We start from the raw sequence: 22,854 nt of genomic DNA, 5'->3' as shown, positions 1-22,854 counted from the left end.
GCAGAGACTACGCCTTGCACCCGGGGTTCACAAGCAGGGCCCCGACCCTGTCGGCTGGCACCTAGCGCGCAAGCCCGCTCTCAATCAAGTGGCGTGCGCCCTTGAGCAGACCACGCTCGTCATTCACCTCAAGGATCAGCCGGGGCATTTTGGGCAGACGCCCGAGCGCCTTGAACACGCTGTGCCACGCAATCGAGCCTTCTCCCGGGTGCCAGTGCCGATCGCCATAGCCGTCGACATCTTGCAGATGGACATGCTCAAGCGCGCCCCCCGCCGCCCCGATAAAGGCGTCAACGGGCGGTGCGCCCAGCCTGCGATGCATAAACTGCGCATGCCCCGTATCGAGAGAGACGCGGACCCGCTCGCTTTTCAGACGCGCGGCCAGCTCAACGCGCAGGGCAGGGTTGAGATCTTCGCAATTCTCGATCACCAGCGTCACCCCCAGCGTCTCGGCCCGCGCGATCACCGGGGTCAATACGAAGCGCACCCGCTCGATCTGGATGAAACCGCTCGCCGGATTGGCCTGCAGATCGCTCTCCTTCCACATTGTATAGGGCGAGTGAATGACCATCTGGTCCGCCCCCAGCGCCGCGCAGCATTCCAGCGTGCGCAGCATCCGGTCCTGAATCACGGTGACGATCTCGGGATCGGCGCAATCGAGCGAAAAGCCGGTGAACGGCCCGTGCAATCCACGCCGCCCGGTATGGCCCTCCAGCAGGCCCTGCGCACGGGTGAGCATTTGCTGCAGCTCGGCTTGCGAGGTGTTGGGCCAGCAAAAGCTCTGCAGCTCCAGATCGCGCTGATCGCCCAAGATCCAGTCATGATGATGCGCGAACATATCGAGGCTCAGCGCGGCGCCCAGCAACGGCAAAGTCTTGGCCATATTTCTCCTCCCGGTCTTCGCGATGGTTGCGCAAGTCCCGGGGCTTTTCAATCCCGGGCGCGCGCTATATCGGAAAGCTATGAGACGCACGATGACCGAGATCTACGAAGAGCGCGTGGCACAGGGAGCCCTGACCCCTGACGCCGCGCAGCGCGAGGTATTGCCGATCCTCGAGGAGATCCGCGCCGGGCTTGAGGCCGCGCCCGCCCCGGCGAAGAAAGGCTTCTTTGCGCGCAAGCCCAAACCCGTCGCGCCGGTGAAGGGGCTGTATTTCTGGGGCGGCGTCGGGCGCGGCAAATCGATGCTGATGGATCTGTTTTGCGAGCATACCGATGTCGCCAAGCGCCGGGTCCATTTCCACGCCTTCATGCAAGAGATCCAAGGCGAGCTGGAGACGGCGCGCCGGGCCAACACGCTCGATGCGATGCGCCCCGTGGCCGAGGCGGTGGCGGGATCGCTGCGGTTGCTTTGCTTCGATGAGATGCAGATCACCGACATCGCCGACGCGATGATCGTGGGGCGGCTCTTTGAGGCTCTGTTCGAGCGTGGCGTGACGATTGTGACGACATCGAATCGCCCGCCCGAAGATCTGTATAAGAACGGCCTCAACCGCCAGCTGTTCGTGCCTTTCATCGAGCTGATCCGCGAAACGCTGACTGTGCGCGAATTGGCCTCTCCGACCGATTATCGGCAGGACCGCCTGTCCGATCACGAGGTCTATTTCCACCCCGCCAATCGCGAGGCTCGCGCGCAGATGGATGCGCTTTGGGACGAACTTACGGGCGGGGCCTCTGGCGAGGCGCTGGTGTTGACGGTGAAGGGCCGCTCGGTCGAGCTGCCGCAGTTTCATGCCGGTGTCGGGCGCGCGAGCTTTTGGGATCTCTGCGCCAAGCCGCTGGGGCCTGCGGATTATCTCGCCGTGGCAGGTGCCGTGCGCGCGTTGCTGATCGACGATATTCCGCTGCTATCGGCCACCAATTTCAACGAGGCCAAGCGGTTCGTGACGCTGATCGATGCGCTCTACGAGGGCAAGGTGCGCCTGATTTGCTCGGCCGCCGATACGCCCGAGCGGCTTTATGTCGAAGGCGAAGGGACGTTCGAATTTGAGCGCACCGCCAGCCGGTTGCGCGAAATGCAGGGCGCCGATTGGGGCGCGGAGGCCTAGCCCTCAGCCGGTGTCAGCCCAAGCCTGCGCGCTGCCGCCTGACCCGCATGCCGCCCCGAGGCGATGCAGGCGGTCAGCAGATAGCCCCCCGTCGGTGCCTCCCAGTCGAGCATCTCTCCCGCAGCGAAGACCCCCGGAAGCGCAGTCAGTTCCAGATCGGCGCTCAGAGCGCCCCAGCTGATTCCACCGGCGCTTGAGATCGCCTCGGCAAGCGGGCGCGGCCCGCGCAGCGGCACCGGCATCGCCTTGAGCAGGGCCGCCAGATCGCCCGGATCGCGCGGCAGCGGGCGGCCCCATTCCATGGCCAGCGCCAGCTTGACCGGGTCGAGCCGCGCGCCCTTGCGCAGGCGGTTCGTCAGGCTTTGCTTGGAGGCGGTCGCAGCAAGGCGCAGCGCCAGCGCGTTGGCATCAAGATCGGGCGCCAGATCAAGGTGCAGCATGGCCCCGGCGCGCAGCTCGGCTGCGATTTGATAGATCCCACCGCCTTCGATCCCCTGTTGCGAGAACACAAATTCACCCCGCATCCGGCGCGTCGGCGTGATTAGCCCGACATTCTTGACAGGTTGGCCCAGATGCGGCGCCATATGCTCGGACCACGCGACGGTGAAACCCATATTCGCAGGCGCAAAGGGGGTGATCTGAACGCCGCGCTCCGCAAGCCACGGCACCCATGCGGCATCCGATCCAAGTCGCGGCCAGCTGGCCCCGCCAAGCGCCACAACGCAGGCATCGGGTCGCAGCGTCACCGGGCCTTCCGGCGTGTCGAACGCCAGCGCCTCTGCATCCCAGCCCTGCCAGCGCCAGCGCGTCTGGATCTGCACGCCCAGCCCGGTGAGCCGCGCGATCCACGCCCGCAGCATCGGCGAGGCCTTCATGCCGGTGGGAAAGATCCGCGCCGTCGAGCCGGTGAACAGCGCAATATCGAGCCCTTTCGCAAAGCTCTGAACCTCTTGGGGGCCGAATGCGGCGGTGATCTGCGCGATCTGCGGATGCGAGTAATGCGACAGAAACGGCTCCAGCGGCTCTGCGCGGGTCAGGTTCAAGCCGGATTTTCCAGCCATCAGGAATTTGCGCGCCAGCGTCGGCTTGGCCTCGATCAGCGTGACCTGCGCGCCTGCGCGGGCCAGCTGCTCTGCGGCCATCAGCCCTGCCGGACCGCCGCCAATGACGACCGCCGTGCTCATCGCCGCGCCAGCATCGCAAGGCGCATCAGCGCGCGTTCCATCACCGCCATCTGCGGCGCGCGCGAGGCCGAGCGCAGCGTGAGATCGGCCTCGACCAGATCTTTCAACGCGATCTCAAGCTTGAACATCCCCCAAGCCTGCGCCTGACGTTGCATCTTGTCGCGGCGCGGCCCGAAGATCGGCGGGCGCATCCGCGCGATGCCCGCACCGGGACCGCCCGGATCGGAGGCCGCGGCATGCAGCGCGCGGAAATGGCGCAGCGCCATGATCGCAAGCTGCACCGGCTGGATGCCCTGACTTTCGAGCCGTTGCATCACCGGTCCCAGCTCGGGCGCGCGCCCTTCGGCGACAATCTCAAGCACGTCATCGACCCCCGCTTCGACCGAAGAGGGCGCACAGGCGGCCACATCCTCGGGGCTGAGCGGGGTCTCATCGCGAAACTTGTAGAGCGAGATCTTCTCGATGGTCTGGCGGAAATCGCCCGGATCGAGCGCGCGCGAAAGCGCCACGAGATCCGTCATCGCCTCGGAGCCGATATCGCGCAGCCCGGCGCGTTTGAGGATGTCCTCGATCTCTTCGCGCGAGGGCGGATCGTCGTAAATCCCCGTCGCATAGGCGCTTGAATGCGCCTCGAAAGCTTTGCGCAGCTTGGATTTAGCGGTGAGCGAGCCTGCGGTGACCACGATCCGGGCATCGCCCTCGCGCCATTCGCTGAGCGCGGTCGTGATCGGCTCTGCCAGCCCGTCGGTCGCATCCTCGACAAAGACGACGCGGAGCCCCGGGAAAAACCCGACCTCCTTGATCGCATCGAGCAAAAGCGAGGGCGTCTTGCGCAGATCGGCGCCCGAGATTCGGCTCAGCCGCATCTCTTCTTCGCCCTGCGGACCCAGCAGAGCGGCAATCACCTCCTGCCGCCGCAGCGCCACCCGCATCGCATCGGTGCCGTAGATCAGCAATCCGGTGCGGTCAGGATCGGGCTTGGCGAAATAACGCGCCGCTGCCGCCCCGGTCAATTTCATCGCGGCAGGCTCGAGGCTTGGGCGAGAAGTCGGGTGATGATCTGATCCGCCAGAATGCGCATCAAGCGGCGATGGGCGTCGTCTTCTGCCGCCTGCGTGGCCACAACCGTGCCGGTCGCGGACCACGAGGTGAAGGAATTGACCCGGCCCGTCAGCAGGATCGCATCGCTGCCTTGCGCGCGCAGGGTGTAATCGACCATGCCGCTCAGCTGATAGCGCGTCGTGGAGTTGTCGGGCTGAACGCCCTGACCCAGAACCGAGGTCGAAATCTTATAGCTTAGCCGATAGCGCGGCGCCTCGGGCGGCCCCAACCGCGCCTTGAGCTGTTGCACGAGCGCGAAGGCATCGGGCGTGTCGGGCGCATCGGGCAAGACCCCGTTAAGCAGGGTGGCCGCGCCCCCCTTGGGCCCGTAGGCTGGCGTGAACCCGCAAGCGGACACGGCGGCGGCCGTGCCTGCGAGCAGCAAAAACGATCTTCGGTCAGATGACCACATTGACGATCCGCCCCGGTACAACGATGAGCTTTTTGGGCTGCCCGCCATCGAGCGCCTTGCGCACATGTTCGTCTTCCAGCACCAGCTTTTCAACCTCTTCCTTGCCCATATCCTTGGGCACGGAGAGTTCCGAGCGGCGCTTGCCGTTGATCTGGATCGGAAGCGTCACCGTGTCTTCGACCAGCAGCGCCGGATCGGCCTTGGGCCATGGTGCGGAGATCACGAATCCCGTCCCGCCCAGCATCGCCCAGATTTCTTCGGCGAGGTGGGGAACCATCGGTGCCATCAGCTGCGCCATCAGCTTCATGGCTTCGCGTTTGGCCTCGGCCCCCGCCTTCGATTTCGACAGCGTGTTCGACAGCCCGTAAAGCGTCGCCACCGCCTTGTTGAAGGCAAACCCCTCGATCGAGCGGGTCACTTCGTCGATGGCCTTATGCGTGGCCTTCAACAGCGCTGTATCCTGCGCCGGGTCCGCCGGGGCCTCAGAGGCCGCGATTTCATCGGCGATCCGGTGGACGCGGGCGAGGAATTTCGAGGTGGCCTCGGCTCCCGCAGCCGTCCATTCCACATCGCGCTCGGGCGGGCTGTCCGACATCACGAAGAATCGCGCGGTATCCGCGCCGAACTGGGCGATGATATTCATCGGATCGACCACGTTCTTCTTGGATTTCGACATCTTGGCGGAAGGAATCGTCTCGATTGCCTCGCCGGTGGCCTTCAGTTTGCCGTCCTCGACATCCTCGGGCAGGTGATACACCGCCCGGCCCTTTTCGTCGCGTGTCTGGTAGATCTCATGGGTCACCATCCCTTGCGTGAAGAGCGCATCGAAGGGCTCAATCGCATCGGCGGGCAGGTGGCCGGTCTTGTGCATCGCGCGGGCAAAGAAGCGCGAATAGAGCAGGTGCAGAATCGCATGCTCGATGCCGCCGATATATTGGTCGACATTCATCCAATAGGCGACTTCCTCGGGATCGGTGGGCGTGGGCGCACCGGGCGACGTGAAGCGCGTGAAATACCACGAAGAATCGACGAATGTGTCCATCGTGTCGGTTTCGCGTTTGGCGGGCGCTCCGCAGGACGGGCAGGCACAATCGCGCCAGCTCGGGTGACGGTCGAGCGGATTGCCGGGGACCGAGAAGTCAATCGGCGTGCCGTCTTCGTCATAGGGAAGCGCGACGGGCAGGTTTTCTTTTTTCTCCGGCACGACGCCGCAGCTCTCGCAATGCACGACCGGAATCGGGCAGCCCCAATAGCGCTGGCGCGACAGGCCCCAGTCGCGCAGGCGGAATTTGGTCACACCCTGGCCGATGCCGTTCTCTTCGCAAAACGCGATGGCCGACGCGACACCGTCTTCGCCGGTCTGAATCTCATTGCCTGCGAAGCCGCGGATATAGCGGACGGGCTCGGATTTCAGCGGCACGAATTCCGCCGCCGGATAGTCGCCCTCGACCGGCTCGAAGACCGGGGTGATCGGCAGGCCGTATTTTGTCGCGAACTCGAAATCGCGCGCGTCATGGGCCGGACAGCCGAAAATCGCGCCGGTGCCGTAATCCATCAGGATGAAATTCGCGATCCAGACCGGCAGCTCGACCTCGGTGTTCAGCGGGTGGCGTACGGTGATGCCCGTATCCATCCCGAGCTTCTCGGCGGTCTCAATCGCTTCTTCGGTCGTCCCGCCCGCACGGCATTTCGCAACGAATTCGGCAATCGCGGGGTCGTGGCGCTCCAGATGCTTGGCCAGCGGATGATCGGGCGAGATCGCAGCAAAGCTTGCGCCCAGCAGCGTGTCGGGGCGCGTGGTATAGACCTCAAGCGCCTCGAACCCATCGGGTGCGTCCTTGGTGGAGAAGGCAAATTGCAAGCCGCGCGATTTGCCAATCCAATTGGCCTGCATCAGCCGCACCTTCTCGGGCCAGTCCTTGAGACCGTCCAGCGCGCTCAGCAGCTCTTCGGAATAGTCCGAGATCTTGAAGAACCACTGCGTCAGCTCGCGCCGCTCGACCTCGGCACCCGAGCGCCAGCCGCGACCGTCAATCACCTGCTCATTGGCAAGCACCGTCATGTCGACAGGGTCCCAGTTCACCACCGCATTCTTGCGATAGACGAGCCCGGCCTTGAGCATGTCGAGAAACATCGATTGCTGCTGGCCGTAATAGTCAGGATCGCAGGTCGCGAATTCGCGGGTCCAGTCGAGCGAGAAGCCCAGCGGACGCATCTGCTCCTTCATGTCGGCGATATTGCCGTAGGTCCAGTCTTTGGGATGGCCGCCGCGTTCCATCGCGGCATTCTCGGCGGGCATGCCGAACGCATCCCACCCCATCGGATGCAGCACCGCATAGCCCTGCGCGGCCTTATAGCGCGCGACCACATCGCCCATCGTGTAGTTGCGCACATGGCCCATATGGATGCGGCCCGACGGGTAGGGGAACATCTCGAGCACGTAATATTTCGGGCGCGCGGGATCGGGGCGGGCGGCGAAAAGCTCGGCCTCGTTCCATGCGGTTTGCCATTTCGCTTCGCTCTGGCTCGGTTCGTAGCGCGACATATCGAGGCCCTCATCGTCGGATTCTGCGCAGGCTTGCTACACCGCGCGCAGGGGAAAGGTCCAGACACGGCCCGCTTTCGGGTCATAAATATCCCCGCCGGAGGCTAGCTCGGGCGGGGAAACGGGGTGTCCGATTCTGTTAGGCGTATCGCTTACAGCTTGGAATCGCGGATGCGAATCTGCCGGGCGCGGGTCAGGATCGCATCCTCGACGGCGCGCTGGGTGTCGGCTGAGACCGGACCGCCGCGCGAGCTGAGCGACACCTTGAGCGAGCGCGCATCGAGCGAAGGATCGGTGATATAGACCGTGGCCTTATAGGCGCGTCCACCGCCCGGCGGAGTGCCGTAGCCGGTCACGATCACGCCAGAGAACGGGTCGACCTCTTGGATCGGAAGGAAATCGAGCACTTCCAGCGAGGCCTGCCAGAGATACTTGTTCACTTCGATCGTGATGTTGGGGTCGTTCTTGTTGCCAAACAGATCCCAGACCGACGATTGCTTGGTCTGGGCGCGCACAGGTCCGTCGATAATCGCCTGATTGTCGCCGCTGCCCCCACCCAAGTGGCTGAGGGAGTTCGCTTCTTTCTGCTTGGCGGTGCCGCCGCCGAAGAAGGAGCCTCCACCGGAAGTTCTGTTGCCGCATCCAGCCAGCGCGAGGCTCAGGCCAAGTACTGCGGTGATTTGCAAAAGGCGTCTGCTATTCATGAGGCGCTGTCCCCGTCGGCCGGTAATGTTGCTCGTTCTGTCTCTAGACTATGGCCCGGAGACCGACAAGGTTTTTCCGGACGAGGCGTTTTGGAACGCGCGAGGCGTGGATTTTGGCCGCTCAGAACACTGTGACATGTCTGCACCATGCCGTGCGGCTTTCACGAAGAGGCAGTGCATTTTGTTGCATTGAGCAACGCTTGAGGGGAAAACACCGTCATACCCAATTCGGATTCCCCGGAGTTGGGGGTTACCTTAAATACCTTAAGATGATGAGGGAAAACGATGAAAAAGGTTCTCTTCGCGACGACCGCTCTGGTGCTGTCGGCTGGCGTTGCCGCCGCTGAAGTCTCGACCGGTGGTACGGCCCGTATGGGTGTGGCGTATAACGGCAATGATGGCGTTAAGGACTGGAACTTCTCCAGCCGGATCCGCGTGAAATTCACGCTGTCGGGTCAAACCGACGGTGGTCTGGAATTCGGCGCTTCGCTGCGTGCTGACCAGGCAAACACTGCAAACTCGACCGGTGCCGCGGGCGCTGCTTACATTTCGGGCGCTTTCGGTAAAGTCTCGATGGGTGACACCGTTGGCGCTTCGGAAGCTCTGTTCGGCGACCTGCCGGAAGTTGGCTACACCGATCTCGACGGCGCAGGCTTCGGCGCTGCTGCGATGCACCTCGGTCAAAACCGTCCGAACCTCGGCGCAAACGAAATCCCCTACCTGACGGGCGATGACGGCGGCACCCAGTTCGACGGTTACAACTCCGGCCCGAACGTTCTGTACACCGGCACCTTCGGTGCATACTCGATCGCAGCTTCGATGTCGGACGGCAAAGACACCGGTCGTGAGGGTCAAAAAAGCCCGAATGGTAGCGTTGATCAAGAAGCCGCGATCGCAGCTGCTTACACCTTCGGCAACTACACCGTCGGCGCTGGCTACGAGTTCATCTCGGGCGCAAACGGCATGGAAGATAAGTCGCAGGCTGAGCTTGTCGGTACCGCCGCATTCGGCAACACCTCGGTCAAAGCTTACTACGCCAAAGGCGGCAAAGCTAACACGCTCGACCAAGGCTACGGCCTGGGCGTGACCTCGGTCTTCGGCGCAACCACCGTTCTGGGCTACGTCCAGCACATCGAAAACAGCTTCGACGGCCCGATGTCGCAAGACGGCACGACCTACGGTATCGGCGCTGCATACGACCTCGGCGGCGGCGCTTCGGTTGTTGGCGGTGTTGCAGACAGCGACATCGACGGCACCGGCACCCAAGCCGACCTCGGCATGAAGTTCTCGTTCTAATCCAACCCGGATTGAACGAACGGAAAGAGCGGGCCTTGCGCCCGCTCTTTTCTTTTTTGCGCCAAGGGTGTTTTCTGCGCGCAAAGCGGAGGTGCCAGATGGGGCTCAACGATATCAAGGACCGGATCGCCGAAGCCGAGCGGCTGGCCGAGCGTCCTGCAGGGGCTGTGCAACTGATCGCGGTCTCGAAAGTGCAGCCCAACGCGCGGGTCGAGGCGGTGCTGCGTGAGGGTCACCGCCTTTTTGGCGAAAATTACGTGCAAGAGGCGCAGGGCAAATGGCCCGATTGGCGCGCGGCCTATCCCGGCTGCAAAGTGCATATGATCGGCCCGCTGCAAAGCAACAAGGCCAAGCTTGCCTGCGAGCTGTTCGACGCGATTCACACGCTTGATCGCGCCTCGCTGGCACGCAAACTGGCCAATCAGGCGCAGGCGCAGGGGCGGTGCCCGGCGCTGTTCGTGCAGGTCAATACCGGTCGCGAGCCGCAAAAGGCAGGCGTGCTGCCGGAAGATCTCGACGGGTTTCTGACGCAGGCGCGCGGGATGGATCTGCCCGTCGAAGGGCTGATGTGTATCCCGCCGGAGGCAGAGGATGCCGCGCCCCATTTCGAGGCGCTGGCGCAGATGGCCGGGCGCAACGGGCTGGCGGGGCTGTCGATGGGGATGAGTTCCGATTTCGAAGCGGCGATTGCGGCGGGTGCCACCCATATCCGCGTAGGGTCTGCAATCTTTGGCGCGCGGGATTACGGCACGGCCTAAGCCTTGTCGCGATTTGCGCGCGGGAGAGGGGGGCGCTGCCCCCCCGCGCCTGACGGCGCATCCCCCCGAGATATTTTCGCCAAGATGAAGGGAATCTCGATGGCGGCGCCGCGCGTGATGGTGCGGGCAATCCAGATCAGGTGATCGCGGCGCAGCGCAAGGCAGCCTGCGGTCGGATATCCGGCGCGCCTACGTTGATGAACGAAGATCGCGGAGCCTTTTCCGGGGATGGCTTTTGGGTGATTCCAATCCGTGAGCAGCACGATGTCATAGAGCGGATCGGGACGGCGCAGGGCCTCGTGGCTGGCGGCGAAGGGGGCTGCGACCTGTTGGTTATATTGCGGATCTTCGGGCGCATCGCACCACAGATCGCGCGGGCCGATCGGTTGCGCCCAAGGCTGGGGTGGCGCGATCCGGTCCGGGCGGTAGAGCATGCCCGTGATATGTAGGCGCCCCGCCGGTGTGGCGCCATCGCCCTCAACCTTGGTGGCGGTGATCCCCCCGCGCCCGATCTCGACCGGCAACCAGCGACCGCGATAGAGCAAGCCCCTGCGGCTGAGCCGGATCACAGCAGATGCCCCGATTTGGCGGCTTTCGTCGCGAGATAGGCCGCGTTATGGCGACTGCGCCCGACTTTCAGCGGCACCCGTTCGCTCACGGTGATTCCATTTGCTTCGAGCATCGCGGATTTCGCCGGATTGTTGGTCAGCAACCGGACCGAGGCGAAGCCCAGCTTCTTGAGCAGCGCCGCGCCGATGCGGAAATCCCGCTCGTCATCTTCAAAGCCCAGACGGTGATTGGCCTCGACCGTATCAAACCCCTGATCTTGCAGACTGTAGGCGCGCATCTTGTTGGCAAGCCCGATGCCGCGGCCCTCTTGATTGAGATAGAGCAGCACGCCTGCGCCCTGCTCCCCCATCATCGTGAGCGCTGCATCCAGCTGCGGGCCGCAATCGCATTTCAGAGAGCCCAGCACGTCGCCGGTGAAGCAGGCGGAATGCAGCCGCGCGAGCACGGGTTTGCTGCGATCAGGTTTGCCGATCTCGATGGCGTAATGCTCTTCGGCACCGTTATCGGGGCGAAAGATATGCAACCGACCGGCTTCTGCGGCGCGCATCGGTACCCGGGCTGCCGAGACCGGCGCGAAGCTTTGCGGGATATCGGCGGCCTCGAGCGCCTCTGCGACACGGATCGCGGTCAGCCCTTCGGGCAGCGTCTCGGGCGTGTCGACCAGCAGGGCCGCGGGCAGGAGATGGGCCGATTTGATCAGCCGGATCGCCGCACGGGCCGGGGCGCTGTCGCCTTCGCGCAAGCTGATCAGCGGGCCCTTCATCGGCATCCGCAGGTCATCGGCGGGATCGGCCAGCGCGCGCAGCCAGCTCAGATCAGCCTCCTCTGGCACGCGGATCCGGGCGAGATCGCCATCGTAGACCCGCGCCTTGAGCGTTTGCGCGCGGCGCGCCGTCAGTGCCAAAGTGAGCGGCCCGAGCGCGCGCAGAGCGGCCAGACGGTCCGGCGTCAGAGCCTCGACAGCGGTCGCAAGGCCCTGCCCCTCGAGCTGGACGGGAAGGCCCATGCGAAGATCGCCGCGGGCGCGGTTGAGCCGTTCAGAGGCGCTCGGGCCAAGGGGGGAAATCGGTTTCATACCCCCTCAGATAGCGATGACTGTAACAAATTGAAATATCCTTGCGTGATTCGACACGTCCGCGTGAGATAGGTTTCATCCCCCTTGTCGCAAGCGTGAAAACGCAACAGCTATGCGTCAAATGCAATCGGAGGCGAATAAGATGGCATCACTGAAAAAAATTCTTCTGGTCGATGACGACACCGACCTGCGCGAGGCGCTGGCTGAGCAATTGGTCGCGACGGATGACTTCGAAGTCTATGAGGCGGAGAACGGGCATGACGCGGTCGATAAGGCCCGCAGCGCGCTTTACGACCTTGTGGTGCTGGATGTGGGCCTGCCCGATACCGATGGCCGTGAGCTGTGCAAGAAGCTTCGCAAGCAGGGCGTGAAGTGCCCGATCGTCATGCTGACCGGTCATGATACCGATGCCGACACGATCCTCGGCCTCGATTCCGGTGCCAACGATTATGTGACCAAGCCGTTCAAATTCCCGGTCCTCCTTGCCCGGTTGCGCGCCCAGCTTCGTACGCATGAACAATCCGAGGATGCCGTCTTTCAGCTCGGCCCGTATACGTTCAAACCGGCGATGAAGATGCTGGTCGACGACAAGGACAAGAAGGTCCGTCTGACCGAGAAAGAGACCAATATCCTCAAGTTCCTCTATCGCGCCACCGATGGTGTTGTGCCGCGCGACGTGCTGCTGCATGAGGTCTGGGGCTACAATGCGGGCGTTACCACGCATACGCTGGAGACCCATATCTATCGCCTGCGCCAGAAGATCGAGCCCGATCCCTCGAATGCGCGGCTGCTCGTCACCGAATCCGGTGGCTATCGCCTCGTGGGCTAAGACCTGCATTTCGGTGTGAGTATCGGTTCAGGCGGCCCTTTCGGGGGCCGCTTTTTTCGTCCGGCGCTTGGGGCCGCTAGACGCTGGGAAAGATATCTTCTTCGGCCTCTTCGAGCGTTACACCCATCGCATTCAGCCCATCTTCGAGATGATCGGCGAGCATCGGGATGCCCAACAGGTAATCTTCGGTGGGCACAGTCGCCTCGGCCTTGGCGGTCTGGATCGCCTCGGCGAGTTCCGAGGGCTCGAACGTCTCGCGTCCGATCCACATCACGGCGGTAAGCTCGGCCTTCTCGTCGTCGTTCAGCGACGCGATGAAGGCGCGCAGCTCACGCGCATGGCCCGAGCTGGGGACGCCCGCATCGAACTTCCGGGCGCGCAGGATGACGGTGGCAATCACGGCGGGGCTGAGAGTGAGCATGGGCAATCCTCCTGCAAGTAGTGTCCACCCGCAGGCCAGTTTGCGCAAGCCTCATGCGCTATTCGTCATTGGTGAGGGCCGGGGCCGAGAGCGGGCGGGGCTGGCTTTCGACAAGCGAAGGCGTTTCCAGCTTGCCCTCATCGGCCACCACACCCAGCGATTCGAACTTGCGCGCCGAGGGCAGAACGCGACTTTCGAGCGAGCCCACGGCTTTGTTGTAGCTTTCGACCGAGCGGGTCAGCGCACGGCCCACCGCATCGACATGGCCGCCAAACACCTTGATCCGCTCATAGAGATCCTGCGCGGTTTTCTGCACCTCGACGGCGTTCTTGGCCATTTTTTCTTGCTGCCAGCCATAGGCGATGGCCTTGACCAGCGCCATCAACGTCGTCGGGCTTGAGATCAGAACCTTGTTCTGGAACGCATATTCGATCAGGCCCGGATCGGCTTCGGCGGCGGCGGCCACGAAGGTTTCGCCGGGGATGAACATGACGACGAAATCCGGCGTCTCGGAGAGCTGGGACTGGTAGGCCTTCGAGGCCAGCATCTTGACGTGGTTGCGCACCTGTTGGGCATGGCGGGTGATCGCGGCGTTTTGCAGCTCTGGCGTGTCGGCCTCCAGCGCGTCGAGATAGGCCTCAAGCGGCGTCTTGGCATCCACAACGATGCTTTTGCCGCCCGGGATATGCACAATCGCATCGGGGCGGCGCGCGCCCTCATCGGTCGACATGTGATGCTCGAGATGGAAATCCACATTCTCGGTCATGCCCGCCATCTCGAAGACCTGGCGCAGCTGCATCTCACCCCAGCGGCCCCGTGTCTTTGGCGCGCGCAACGCCTGCACCAGCTTGCGTGTCTCCTGCCCCAGCGAGCTCTGCCCCTCGGCCAATGAGCGCACCTGCTGGTGGATCGCGCCGTAAGCCTCGTTGCGGGCTTTCTCGATAGATTGGATCTGCTCGCCGAATTCATTGAGCCGCAGATTGAGCGGTTTCACCAGATGCTCGATCGCGTCGCGGCGGCGGTCCAGCTCTTCCTGGGCGGTTTTCTCATGGGTCTTGAAGCGCTCGCTCACAAGGCTGAGGAAGGCCTCGGAATTCTTTTGCAGCACGCCGGAGGCGACCGAAGAAAACCGATCCTCGATTTCCTTCTTCATGCCGCGCAACTCTTCCAACCGGGCGCCATGTTCGCGTTGCAGACTGTCATAGGCCTCGGATTTCGCGATGCGCGCGCGGTATTCCCCATCGCGTTGCGCCCGGGTCTGCTCCAGCGCCTGCTCCACCTCTTGCAGCCGTTCGGCAGCCGCCTCAGAGGCCGCGAGCGCCTCGCGCAGGTTCTGCGCCTCTTCGCGGTAAGGCTCGGCCTGCGCCAGATCGGCGGCCAGCTCGCGGGCTTGGCGGCGCGCGGAAATCCACAGCCCCGCAAAGATCAGCGCCAGCAGGGCTGCGCCGATCAGCCCCTGAACGATCGGGTCATTGAGGTCGAGCGTGAGCGTGCCAATCTGGATCATGTGCGGCCAAACAGTCTTTCAATATCGCTGAGACGAAGCTCGACATAGGTGGGGCGGCCATGGTTGCACTGGCCCGAATGGGGCGTGGCTTCCATCTGGCGCAGCAGCGCGTTCATCTCATCGGCGCGCATCTGGCGGCCCGAGCGGATCGAGCCATGACAAGCCATGCGCGAAAGCACGGCCTCGATACGGGCCTGCACAAGCTGGCTGTCGCCCAGATCGGACAGTTCATCGAGCACATCGCGCAGCATTGCCTCGGCATTGATCTCGCCCAGCACAGCGGGGGTCTCGCGCACGGCCACCGCAGAGCCGCCGAAAGGCTCGATGCTCAGGCCGAGCTTCATCAAAGCCTCGGCATGTTCCAGAAGAAGTGCGGCATCGCCCGGCGATAGCTCGACGATCTCGGGGATCAGCAGGGCCTGCGCGGGCACGCCGTTCTGCGCCATCTGCGCCTTGAGCTTTTCATAGACGAGCCGCTCATGCGCCGCGTGTTGATCGACGATCACCATGCCGTGCTCGGTCTGAGCGATGATGTAATTCTCATGCACCTGCGCGCGGGCGGCTCCCAAAGGCCGCGCCTCCAATTCGGGCGCTTGCGGCGGCGGAGGTGGCTCGGCGCGCGCCGAGGGGGCATAGTCGAAGGAGGGCGCAGGCTCGTTAAAGGCCGGGGCCTGCGCCTGATAGGCGTGGCGCACAGCCCCCATGCTGGGGCGGTCCATCTGGTAGATCCGCGGCGGCTGGCCGGGGGCAGGGGCCGCCTCGGGGCGCATCGCGCCCAGCGTCGCATCCGCCACGGTCGAAGAGGCGCGATGGCCTGCATTGGCGAGCGCATGGCGCAGCCCGGTCACGATCAGCCCGCGCACGCTGCCCGCCTCGCGAAAGCGCACCTCCGCCTTGGCGGGGTGGACGTTGCAATCGACCTGCTCGGGATCGCAGCTCAGGAACAGGCAGGCTGCCGGATGTCGCTCGCGCGAGAGGAAATCCATATAGGCCGCGCGCAACGCCCCGGTCAGTTGCTTGTCGCGCACGGGGCGCCCGTTGACGAAGAGGAACTGCTCGACGGCAGCTCCGCGGGAATAGGTGGGCAGGGCTGCAAATCCGGTCAGACGAACGCCGTCGCGCTCGGCCTCGATCTGCACGGAATTGTCGACGAACTGGCGTCCGATCACGCGGGCCAGCCGGGCGGAGAGCGCATCGAACAGTTCGCCCTGTTCGCCATCGACCCGCAGGATCTCGCGCTGCTTTTCGCCCGACATATCGGTGAGCGTGAAGCTGACATAGGGCTCGGCCATCGCGAGCCGCTTGATGACATCGGCGATCGCCTGAGCCTCCGCGCGGTCGGTGCGCATGAATTTCAGCCGCGCAGGCGTCGCATAGAACAGATCGCGCAGCTCAACGACCGTCCCGCGATTGAGCGCGGCGGGCTTCACCGGGCCGATTGCGCCACCCGCCACCGCGATCTGCACCGCCTCGCCCTCCGCCACGCGCGAGGTGATGGTGAGCCGCCCGACCGCGCCGAGCGAGGGCAGCGCCTCTCCGCGAAACCCGAAGGTGTGGATGTTGAGCAGATCCGAGCCGTCGATCTTCGAGGTGGCATGGCGCGAAAGCGCGAGCGGCAGATCCTCGGCAGTCATCCCGCAGCCATCATCGCTGACCCGGATCAGCGTCTTGCCGCCATCGGCATAGGCGATCTCGATCCGACCGGCCCCGGCATCGAGCGCGTTCTCGACCAGTTCCTTGACGGCGCTGGCGGGCCGCTCCACGACCTCGCCCGCCGCGATACGGTTGGCCGCCGCGTCATCAAGCTGGCGGATTACGGGGCGCTCGCTCGCGCGCATGTTGCGGTTGTGCTGGTTCATCCTACTAGGGATAGCATGATGCGCGGGTCTCCCCAAGAGATTCGCGCAGGCGATCGCCGTCGAATTCAGTTCAGCCCGATCGGCCGCCCGACGATCACGAAACTCAGCTCTTCGGGATCGAGCACCCGCTTGGCAACCCGTGCGATATCGGCCTTGGTCACGGCGTTGACCTTGTCGTTGCGGGTCTTGATGTAGTCAGGCGACATCCCGTTGAGCTGCATGCCCGTCATGATCCCCGCAATCGTGCCATTGCCGTCGAAGCGCAGCGGATAGGCACCGGTGAGATAGGCTTTCGCATCCGCGAGTTCCTTATCGCTGACCGCCCCGGTCGCGGCCTTGCTCCACTCATCCTTGACCACCGAGATCGCCTTGGCGACCTTCTCATTAGCCGAGGCAAAGCTGCCCTGCCATGTCTGCGCATCGTCCTTGTCGACAAGATATGAGGCAATGCCATAGGTCAGCCCGCGCTTCTCGCGCACCTCATCCATCAGCCGCGACGAGAAACCGCCCGCGCCGATAATCTGGTTGAGCACATAGGCGGCGAAGAAATCGGGATCATCCATCTTGATCCCCTTCTGGCCGAAAATCACCACCGATTGCGGGCTGTCGAAATCGACCCGGGTGACCGTGCCTTTGAAAACGGGCGTCACCGGCTTGGGCATCGCAGCCCCGGTTGCAGGCAGATCGCCCAGCAGCGTGTCGAGCATCGGGCCAAGCTCGGCGGGTGTGATATCGCCCACCACCGAGACGACCATGTGATCGCGGCTCATCACCCGGGCCTTGGCGTCGAACATATCGCTTTGGGTCAGGCCCTTCACGCTCTCGACGGTCCCGTTGAGCGAGCTGCCATAAGGATGATCGCCATAGGCCAGCTTGCGGAAGGTCTCGGCGGCCAGCGCGTTGGGATCGCTCGCATCCGAGGCAATGATCGAGAGCACCTGTTGGCGCACCCGGTCAATCGCGGTCTGATCGAAGCGCGGATTGATCAGCGCAGAGCGCAGCAGATCGACCGATTTGTCGCGGTTTTCCGTCAGCATCCGGGCCGAAACTTCGAGCGTATCATCGCCGACATCAAAGCCGAACTCGGCGGCCAGTGCCTCCTGAGCGGCGGCGAATTGCTGGCTGTCGAGCGTGCCGGCCCCCTCTTCGAGGGTCGCGGTCATCAGGTTGATCTCGCCGCGTTTGCCCGGCGCATCAAGGCTGGCACCTCCGCGGAAGGCGATGTCGAGCGCGGTGAAGGGGATGTCGTGATTCTCCACCAGCCACGCTTTGATGCCGCCCGGCGAGGTGACCTGCTGGATCTCGATGGCGCGGGCGGGCAGGGCCAGCACCAGCGCGAAGAGCCCCGCCAGCACAAGGCGCGTGGGCAGGGTGAAGATGGCGCGGATCATTGCGTGACCTCCTGCGTCGTGGTGGGCGGCAAGGCCGGGGCAGAGGTGGCGCTGGCCCCGGCGGGTGCTGCATCGGCGCGCTCGACATAGCCCGTCACCGAGGTATCGGGGTTGAACAGCGCCTTGGCGGCATCCATCACATCCTGCTCGGTCACGGCGGTCAGCACATCGGGCCAATCCTCCACATCCTTCACGCTAAAGCCCGAGGCCAGCGCTTCGCCATAGCGGCGCGCAAGCCCTTGGGTGTTGTCGCGCGAATAGATCTCGGCGGCCTTGATCTGCGTCTTGATGCGGGCGAATTGCTCGGGGTCGATCCCTTCCTTGAGGAACTGCGCCAGAGCCGTATCGAGGGCCTGCTCGGCCTCGGGCAGGCTCACATCCTTGGCGGGCAGCACCGAGACCGTGAAGGTCGTCGGGTCAATCGACATCCCGTCATAGCCCGCCGATGCGTAAATCGCCGTGCCATTGCCGTAGATCAGCTTGCGCCCCAGCACCGAAGAGGCCTGATTGCCGCCAAGGATCTCGGCCAGCACGCTCAGAGCAGCGGCGGTTTTCTGATCGCCGGGGTTGCGCTCGGGCGCGAGATAGCTGCGCGTCAGATAGGGCTGTGCGACCCGGTCATCCTTGAAGGTCAGATGGCGGGCGGCGCGCTGCGGCGGCTCCTGCGGCCTCGCGCGGGGCTTGAGACCCTCGGTCGGCTTGAGCGGGCCGTAATATTTCTCGGCCAGCGCTTTGACCTCATCGGGGGTGACATCGCCCGCCACCACAAGGATCGCGTTATTGGGCGCGTAGAATTCGTGATACCAGTCGAGCGCATCCTGCCGGGTCAGTCCCTCCATCTCGCGCCGCCAGCCGATCACCGGCGTGCCATAGGGCGAGTTGAGGAATTGCGCGGCCCGCTGCTGCTCTGAGAACTGCGCGTTGACGTTGGAATCGGTGCGCTGCGAGCGCTCTTCGAGGATCACCTGCAACTCGGTCTTGGCATCCTCGGGCGTGATTTGGAGGTTGCGCATCCGGTCCGCTTCCATCTTCATCACCAAAGGCAGGCGATCTGCGGCGATGCGCTGAAAATAGGCGGTGTAATCGTAGCTCGTGAAAGCGTTGTCCGAGCCGCCATTGGCCGAAACCGTCTTGGACAGCTCGCCCGGCGCCATCGTTTTCGTGCCCTTGAACATCAGGTGCTCTAGGTAATGCGCGATGCCCGATTTGCCGCGCTGCTCATCGGCGGACCCGACCTTGTACCAAACCATTTGCACGACAACAGGGGCCCGGTGATCCTCGATCACGACGCCTTGCAAGCCATTGGGCAATTCGAAGGTCGAGACAGTCTCGGCGACGGCCGGAGTAACGCCTGCGATGAACAGCAGGGCCAGCAGGAAAGCGCGCAAAATCAGAACTCCTCACAGGACCAATATAGGCGAATACGATACGGGCTCGCGCCGCGACCGTATAGAGTGGTGACATTGTCGTGAAGACGCGTGGCGGCGCTACTTTGCCGCATCCTGCGCGGCACTGGAGGGCGGTGCTGCGGGGGTCGCAACACCGGCACGACGCCAGCGCTGCAACTCGGCGGTCTGGTTCAGCTCCATCGGCTTATAGGCCTTGTTATAGACCGAGACCTGCAACAGGCGCTCCAGTAGGCGACCGTCATTCTTCTTGCGATAGGCCAGATCTTCGGCGGCAAGGGTCTGACGGATGCCAGCCTGCGTGCCATAGCGCGAGGCAGCGGCCACCAAGGCCTGATCGGAACCCGGCACTGTGCCGCTTGCGGTCACACGGCGCGGATTGCCGCCAAGAGCGGCCACGGCATCGGCCTCTGGCGTGGGATCGGTGAGATTCGTGCCGCCCGGCGTTGGCGTCGGAAGCTGCGCGAGGTTCTCGGGCATCTGAAGCGGTTTGTTCGGCACAATACCGAATTCATCCGGTCCCTGATGCGAAGACCGCAGATTCATAAGGCTCGGCGTGCGGTCATTGCCACAAGCCGTGAGCATCAGGACCGCAGCCATCGCGATGCTGAGCGTGCCGTATCGAACCTGCATGGACAACTCCCATTACCGTTTGTGCCCCTGTCTTAACGCAACATCGCAGCGCCGTCACCAGCGAAAAATCGGTCTAGTCCTTGCTGGGGGCTTTGTCCTTGCCTGCAAACAGCACCAGACCGATCGCGCCGAGGAAGATCGAGATATCTGCGACGTTGAACGAGAACGGGTTGGACCAGCCCGGCAGGGAGGTATTGATGAAATCGGCCACCGCGCCATAAGCGATCCGGTCGACGACATTGCCAAGCGCACCGCCGATCAAAAGCCCCGCTGAAATCATGACGGGGCGGGAATGGGGCGTGCGTGCCACCCAGACCCAGACCCAGCCCGAGATGATAAGCGCCACCGCGATCAGCACCCAGCGCGTAACATCGCCCTCTCCCGAGAACAGGCCGAAATTCACACCGCGATTCCACGCCATGCGGAAATTGAGCCATGGCGGCAAAACATCGATCGCGCCAACGCGGTCAAGCTGCATGCGCTGGACCACGATATATTTCGATAGCTGATCAATGATCAGCACAAGTGCGGCGGTGCGTCCGGCCAGTTGCATCTTGGGTCTCGCTTGTTGATCGGCGCAGAGATATCCCCCGCCCCCGGGGCCTGTCCCGGGGTGCAGAGGGCAGTTCTTAGATTCAATGGCGGAAATGGCGCATCGATGTGAAGACCATCGCAAGGCCGCGCTCATTGGCCGCATCGATGACCTCCTGATCGCGCATCGAGCCACCCGGCTGGATGATCGCGGTGGCCCCTGCCTCGGCGGCTGTGATCAGCCCGTCGGCGAAGGGGAAGAACGCATCCGAGGCCACGACAGAGCCCTGCGTCGGCGTCACGTCAAAACCGCAGGCCTCCATCATGTCCTGCGCCTTGCGCGCGGCGATCCGGGTCGAATCGACGCGGCTCATCTGACCTGCGCCCACGCCCACGGTTGCGCCATCCTTGACGTAGATGATCGCGTTCGATTTCACATGCTTGGCCACTTTCCAGGCAAAGAGCATGTCCTTGAGTTCCTGCTCCGAGGGCTGACGCTCGGTCACGATCTTGAGGTCATCAAGCGTGATCTCGCCGTTATCCTTGCCCTGCACGAGGAAACCGCCTGCCACCTGACGATAGGTGGTGATCGCAGAAGCCGGGTCGGGCAGCCCGCCGGTCTCCAGCAGGCGCACGTTCTTTTTCTTTGCGATGACCTCTTTCGCGGCCTCTTCGACCGAAGGCGCGATGATGACCTCGGAGAAGATCTTAGTGATTTCTTCGGCAGTGGCCGCATCGAGCGGCTGGTTCAGGGCGATAATCCCCCCGAAGGCCGAGGTGCGGTCGCAATCGAAGGCGCGCTTATAGGCCTCGATCACGCTGTCACCGCTGGCCACACCGCAGGGATTGGCGTGTTTGATGATCGCGACGGTCGGCTTTTCGGTGCCGAACTCCGCGACCAGTTCAAAGGCCGCATCGGTGTCGTTGATATTGTTGTAGCTCAGCTCCTTGCCCTGAAGCTGCTTGGCGGTCGCGACGCCCGGGCGGTTGGTACCGTCATGGTAGAAAGCCGCGCTCTGATGCGGGTTCTCGCCATAGCGCAGGGTCTGGGCGAGCGTGCCTGCAAAGGTGCGGCGGATCGGGGTCTCTTCGCCAATCGCGCCCGCCATCCAAGTGCTGACGGCAGAATCATAGGCGGCGGTGCGCGCATAGGCGATCTGGGCCAGCTTCTGGCGGAAGGCATAGCCAATCGCACCGTCATTGCGGTCCAGCTCGGCCAGAACGCGCCCGTAATCGGCCACATCGACCACCGTGGTCACGAAAGCATGGTTCTTGGCGGCAGCCCGGATCATCGCGGGGCCACCGATGTCGATATTCTCGATGCATTCATCGTAATCGGCGCCCTTGGCGACGGTTTCCTCGAACGGGTAGAGGTTGACCACCAGCAAATCGATCCCCTCGATGCCATGGGCCTCCATCGCGGCGAGATGCTCGTCATTGTCGCGCAGCGCGAGCAGCCCCCCATGGACCGCCGGGTGCAGCGTCTTCACGCGGCCATCCATCATTTCGGGAAAGCCCGTCAGATCGGCCACGTCGCGCACGCTCATGCCCGCTTCACGCAGAGCCTTGGCGGTGCCGCCGGTGGAGAGCAGCTCGACGCCGCGCGCCGACAGCGCCCGAGCGAAATCAAGCAGGCCGGTTTTGTCAGAGACGGAAATCAGGGCACGGGTCAGAGGGATCGGGCGGGTCACGGGCAGCATCCTCGCTAGCGTTGGTCAGGAATACGCGCAACGGGGAGGCCTTGGAGTTTGCCCCAAGGTCAGGGCGCGTCGTTCGCGGACGGGTTATCGCGTGCTTGCGAAAAGGTCCAGCCGATCTGGCATGCGCGGTCCAAAACACGTGCCGAAAGCACGATCTGAAGCGATGGGCGGGGCCTGATCCTCCCTTTTTCGAGATAGACCGAGGGTTCCAGCGCCAGCTCGGCCACGCCGTCATGGCGAAACACCCAGATCTCGCCGGTGCGCAGAGCGACGGATACGGCATGCCCGCCCATATCCAGAGTGGCGTCGCAATCGGGATGCAGGTGAAAGCGGATGTCGAAGGGAATGCCGCGAAGCCCCTCGCGCTCGAAGATCTGATCGAAGCGAGCGATATCTTGCGGCGTCATCGCCCCCAACGTGTCGCGCCCGTGCAGCGTGCGGCCATCCGCGCTCAGATCCAGCTCGCGGATATGGGTCATGCCATGGGTTTCGCTATAGCCGTCATGGCCAAAGAGCTGGCCTGTCTCGGTCAGGTCGTCGCTGCGCGTCCAGACATTTTTCGGCGTTTTCGCCAGATAGGCGCGCGGCGCGCGGCCAAACAGGCGCTCGGGGCCGAGCCGCGACGAGGAATAGCCGAAGATCGAAAGCGTCGAATGGCTCGCCGTGGCGCGCCCCGCGCGCGCCCAGTCTCGGCCGAAATGCACGCCCGAGCCGCAATTGACGATGAGAGGGCGGCGGCCCGATGTCATCTCGAAAGCCAGCGTCGAGGCATGGCCATTGGCCGATTCCATCCCGCGCGGCGGCGGTGCGGCATCGATGATCAGCGATGCGCGCCCACCTTGGATCCGCGCAAATCCCATCGCCATCGGCTCGCGCCGGACGCC

At 63.8% G+C, this 22,854-nt stretch carries 21 protein-coding genes; 4 read left to right on the top strand and 17 right to left on the bottom strand.

Annotation, left to right across the window (positions count from 1 at the left end; genetic code table 11):
* Positions 1-61 precede the first annotated feature (61 nt).
* Positions 62-883, bottom strand: a complete 822-nt coding sequence (locus tag DL1_RS10460) for a sugar phosphate isomerase/epimerase family protein (RefSeq protein WP_038065829.1) — start codon at positions 881-883, stop codon at positions 62-64.
* Positions 884-962: 79 nt separating this feature from the next.
* Between DL1_RS10460 and zapE the strand changes: the two genes are divergently transcribed.
* Complete coding sequence (gene zapE / locus DL1_RS10455; protein ID WP_074854778.1) at positions 963-2,048, top strand: cell division protein ZapE; 1,086 nt, start codon at positions 963-965, stop codon at positions 2,046-2,048.
* Here zapE and DL1_RS10450 read toward each other — a convergent pair.
* The 5 genes from DL1_RS10450 to DL1_RS10430 form a co-directional block, all read right to left on the bottom strand.
* Entirely contained in the window at positions 2,045-3,232 is a 1,188-nt protein-coding gene (locus DL1_RS10450) for a BaiN/RdsA family NAD(P)/FAD-dependent oxidoreductase (protein ID WP_038065825.1), read from the bottom strand. The two genes, zapE and DL1_RS10450, sit on opposite strands and share 4 nt — an antisense overlap.
* On the bottom strand, positions 3,229-4,251 hold the full coding sequence (gene holA, locus DL1_RS10445) for a DNA polymerase III subunit delta (protein WP_038065824.1): 1,023 nt from the start codon (positions 4,249-4,251) through the stop codon (positions 3,229-3,231). The genes DL1_RS10450 and holA overlap by 4 nt, the downstream gene beginning before the upstream one ends.
* The gene (lptE, locus tag DL1_RS10440; protein WP_038065822.1) at positions 4,248-4,745 is read right to left on the bottom strand and encodes an LPS assembly lipoprotein LptE; all 498 of its coding nucleotides are present in this window, start codon (positions 4,743-4,745) and stop codon (positions 4,248-4,250) included. The genes holA and lptE overlap by 4 nt, the downstream gene beginning before the upstream one ends.
* Positions 4,732-7,290, bottom strand: a complete 2,559-nt coding sequence (leuS, locus tag DL1_RS10435) for a leucine--tRNA ligase (RefSeq protein ID WP_038065820.1) — start codon at positions 7,288-7,290, stop codon at positions 4,732-4,734. Before leuS ends, lptE begins: the two co-directional genes overlap by 14 nt.
* A 152-nt stretch (positions 7,291-7,442) precedes the next feature.
* On the bottom strand, positions 7,443-7,994 hold the full coding sequence (locus tag DL1_RS10430) for a DUF3576 domain-containing protein (RefSeq protein WP_038065817.1): 552 nt from the start codon (positions 7,992-7,994) through the stop codon (positions 7,443-7,445).
* Positions 7,995-8,279: 285 nt separating this feature from the next.
* Between DL1_RS10430 and DL1_RS10425 the strand changes: the two genes are divergently transcribed.
* Positions 8,280-9,290 carry a porin gene (locus tag DL1_RS10425; protein ID WP_038065814.1) on the top strand — a complete coding sequence of 337 codons (1,011 nt, stop codon included), beginning with the start codon at positions 8,280-8,282 and terminating at the stop codon, positions 9,288-9,290.
* 98 nt (positions 9,291-9,388) lie between these two features.
* Positions 9,389-10,048 (top strand): YggS family pyridoxal phosphate-dependent enzyme, encoded by a 660-nt coding sequence (locus DL1_RS10420; RefSeq protein WP_038065811.1) that lies wholly within the window; start codon positions 9,389-9,391, stop codon positions 10,046-10,048.
* Here the strand turns inward: DL1_RS10420 and DL1_RS10415 are convergent.
* Both DL1_RS10415 and ribA read right to left on the bottom strand, forming a co-directional pair.
* Positions 10,045-10,617 carry a L,D-transpeptidase family protein gene (locus DL1_RS10415; RefSeq protein ID WP_051693480.1) on the bottom strand — a complete coding sequence of 191 codons (573 nt, stop codon included), beginning with the start codon at positions 10,615-10,617 and terminating at the stop codon, positions 10,045-10,047. The two genes, DL1_RS10420 and DL1_RS10415, sit on opposite strands and share 4 nt — an antisense overlap.
* Positions 10,614-11,693, bottom strand: a complete 1,080-nt coding sequence (ribA, locus tag DL1_RS10410; protein WP_038065809.1) for a GTP cyclohydrolase II — start codon at positions 11,691-11,693, stop codon at positions 10,614-10,616. Before ribA ends, DL1_RS10415 begins: the two co-directional genes overlap by 4 nt.
* A gap of 142 nt (positions 11,694-11,835) precedes the next feature.
* Here ribA and DL1_RS10405 point away from each other — a divergent pair, with 142 nt between their 5' ends.
* A complete protein-coding gene (locus tag DL1_RS10405) occupies positions 11,836-12,522 on the top strand; it encodes a response regulator transcription factor (RefSeq protein ID WP_038066000.1) in 687 nt (228 codons plus the stop codon).
* A 76-nt stretch (positions 12,523-12,598) separates the two neighbouring features.
* Here DL1_RS10405 and DL1_RS10400 read toward each other — a convergent pair whose 3' ends face one another.
* The 9 genes from DL1_RS10400 to DL1_RS10360 all read right to left on the bottom strand — a co-directional run.
* Entirely contained in the window at positions 12,599-12,943 is a 345-nt protein-coding gene (locus DL1_RS10400; protein ID WP_038065807.1) for a DUF3775 domain-containing protein, read from the bottom strand.
* A 58-nt stretch (positions 12,944-13,001) separates the two neighbouring features.
* On the bottom strand, positions 13,002-14,450 hold the full coding sequence (locus DL1_RS10395) for a DNA recombination protein RmuC (RefSeq protein ID WP_038065805.1): 1,449 nt from the start codon (positions 14,448-14,450) through the stop codon (positions 13,002-13,004).
* Positions 14,447-16,309, bottom strand: a complete 1,863-nt coding sequence (mutL, locus tag DL1_RS10390) for a DNA mismatch repair endonuclease MutL (RefSeq protein ID WP_038065802.1) — start codon at positions 16,307-16,309, stop codon at positions 14,447-14,449. Before mutL ends, DL1_RS10395 begins: the two co-directional genes overlap by 4 nt.
* A 65-nt stretch (positions 16,310-16,374) precedes the next feature.
* Positions 16,375-17,700: a M16 family metallopeptidase gene (locus DL1_RS10385; RefSeq protein ID WP_038065799.1), complete on the bottom strand. Its 1,326-nt coding sequence runs from the start codon at positions 17,698-17,700 to the stop codon at positions 16,375-16,377.
* The gene (locus DL1_RS10380; protein WP_051693479.1) at positions 17,697-19,088 is read right to left on the bottom strand and encodes a M16 family metallopeptidase; all 1,392 of its coding nucleotides are present in this window, start codon (positions 19,086-19,088) and stop codon (positions 17,697-17,699) included. Before DL1_RS10380 ends, DL1_RS10385 begins: the two co-directional genes overlap by 4 nt.
* Positions 19,089-19,187: 99 nt before the next feature.
* Complete coding sequence (locus DL1_RS10375) at positions 19,188-19,739, bottom strand: DUF3035 domain-containing protein (protein ID WP_038065798.1); 552 nt, start codon at positions 19,737-19,739, stop codon at positions 19,188-19,190.
* Between the two features lie 73 nt (positions 19,740-19,812).
* Positions 19,813-20,292 carry a signal peptidase II gene (lspA, locus tag DL1_RS10370; RefSeq protein WP_038065796.1) on the bottom strand — a complete coding sequence of 160 codons (480 nt, stop codon included), beginning with the start codon at positions 20,290-20,292 and terminating at the stop codon, positions 19,813-19,815.
* 82 nt (positions 20,293-20,374) lie between these two features.
* Entirely contained in the window at positions 20,375-21,961 is a 1,587-nt protein-coding gene (gene purH / locus DL1_RS10365; RefSeq protein ID WP_038065996.1) for a bifunctional phosphoribosylaminoimidazolecarboxamide formyltransferase/IMP cyclohydrolase, read from the bottom strand.
* Between the two features lie 68 nt (positions 21,962-22,029).
* The coding region (locus tag DL1_RS10360) for a heparinase II/III family protein (protein WP_038065794.1) at positions 22,030-22,854 on the bottom strand (825 nt) is incomplete at its 5' end.

Source organism: Thioclava dalianensis (assembly GCF_000715505.1).
Taxonomy (GTDB): Bacteria; Pseudomonadota; Alphaproteobacteria; order Rhodobacterales; family Rhodobacteraceae; genus Thioclava; species Thioclava dalianensis.
This window is presented reverse-complemented; position numbering and strand designations above follow the sequence as displayed.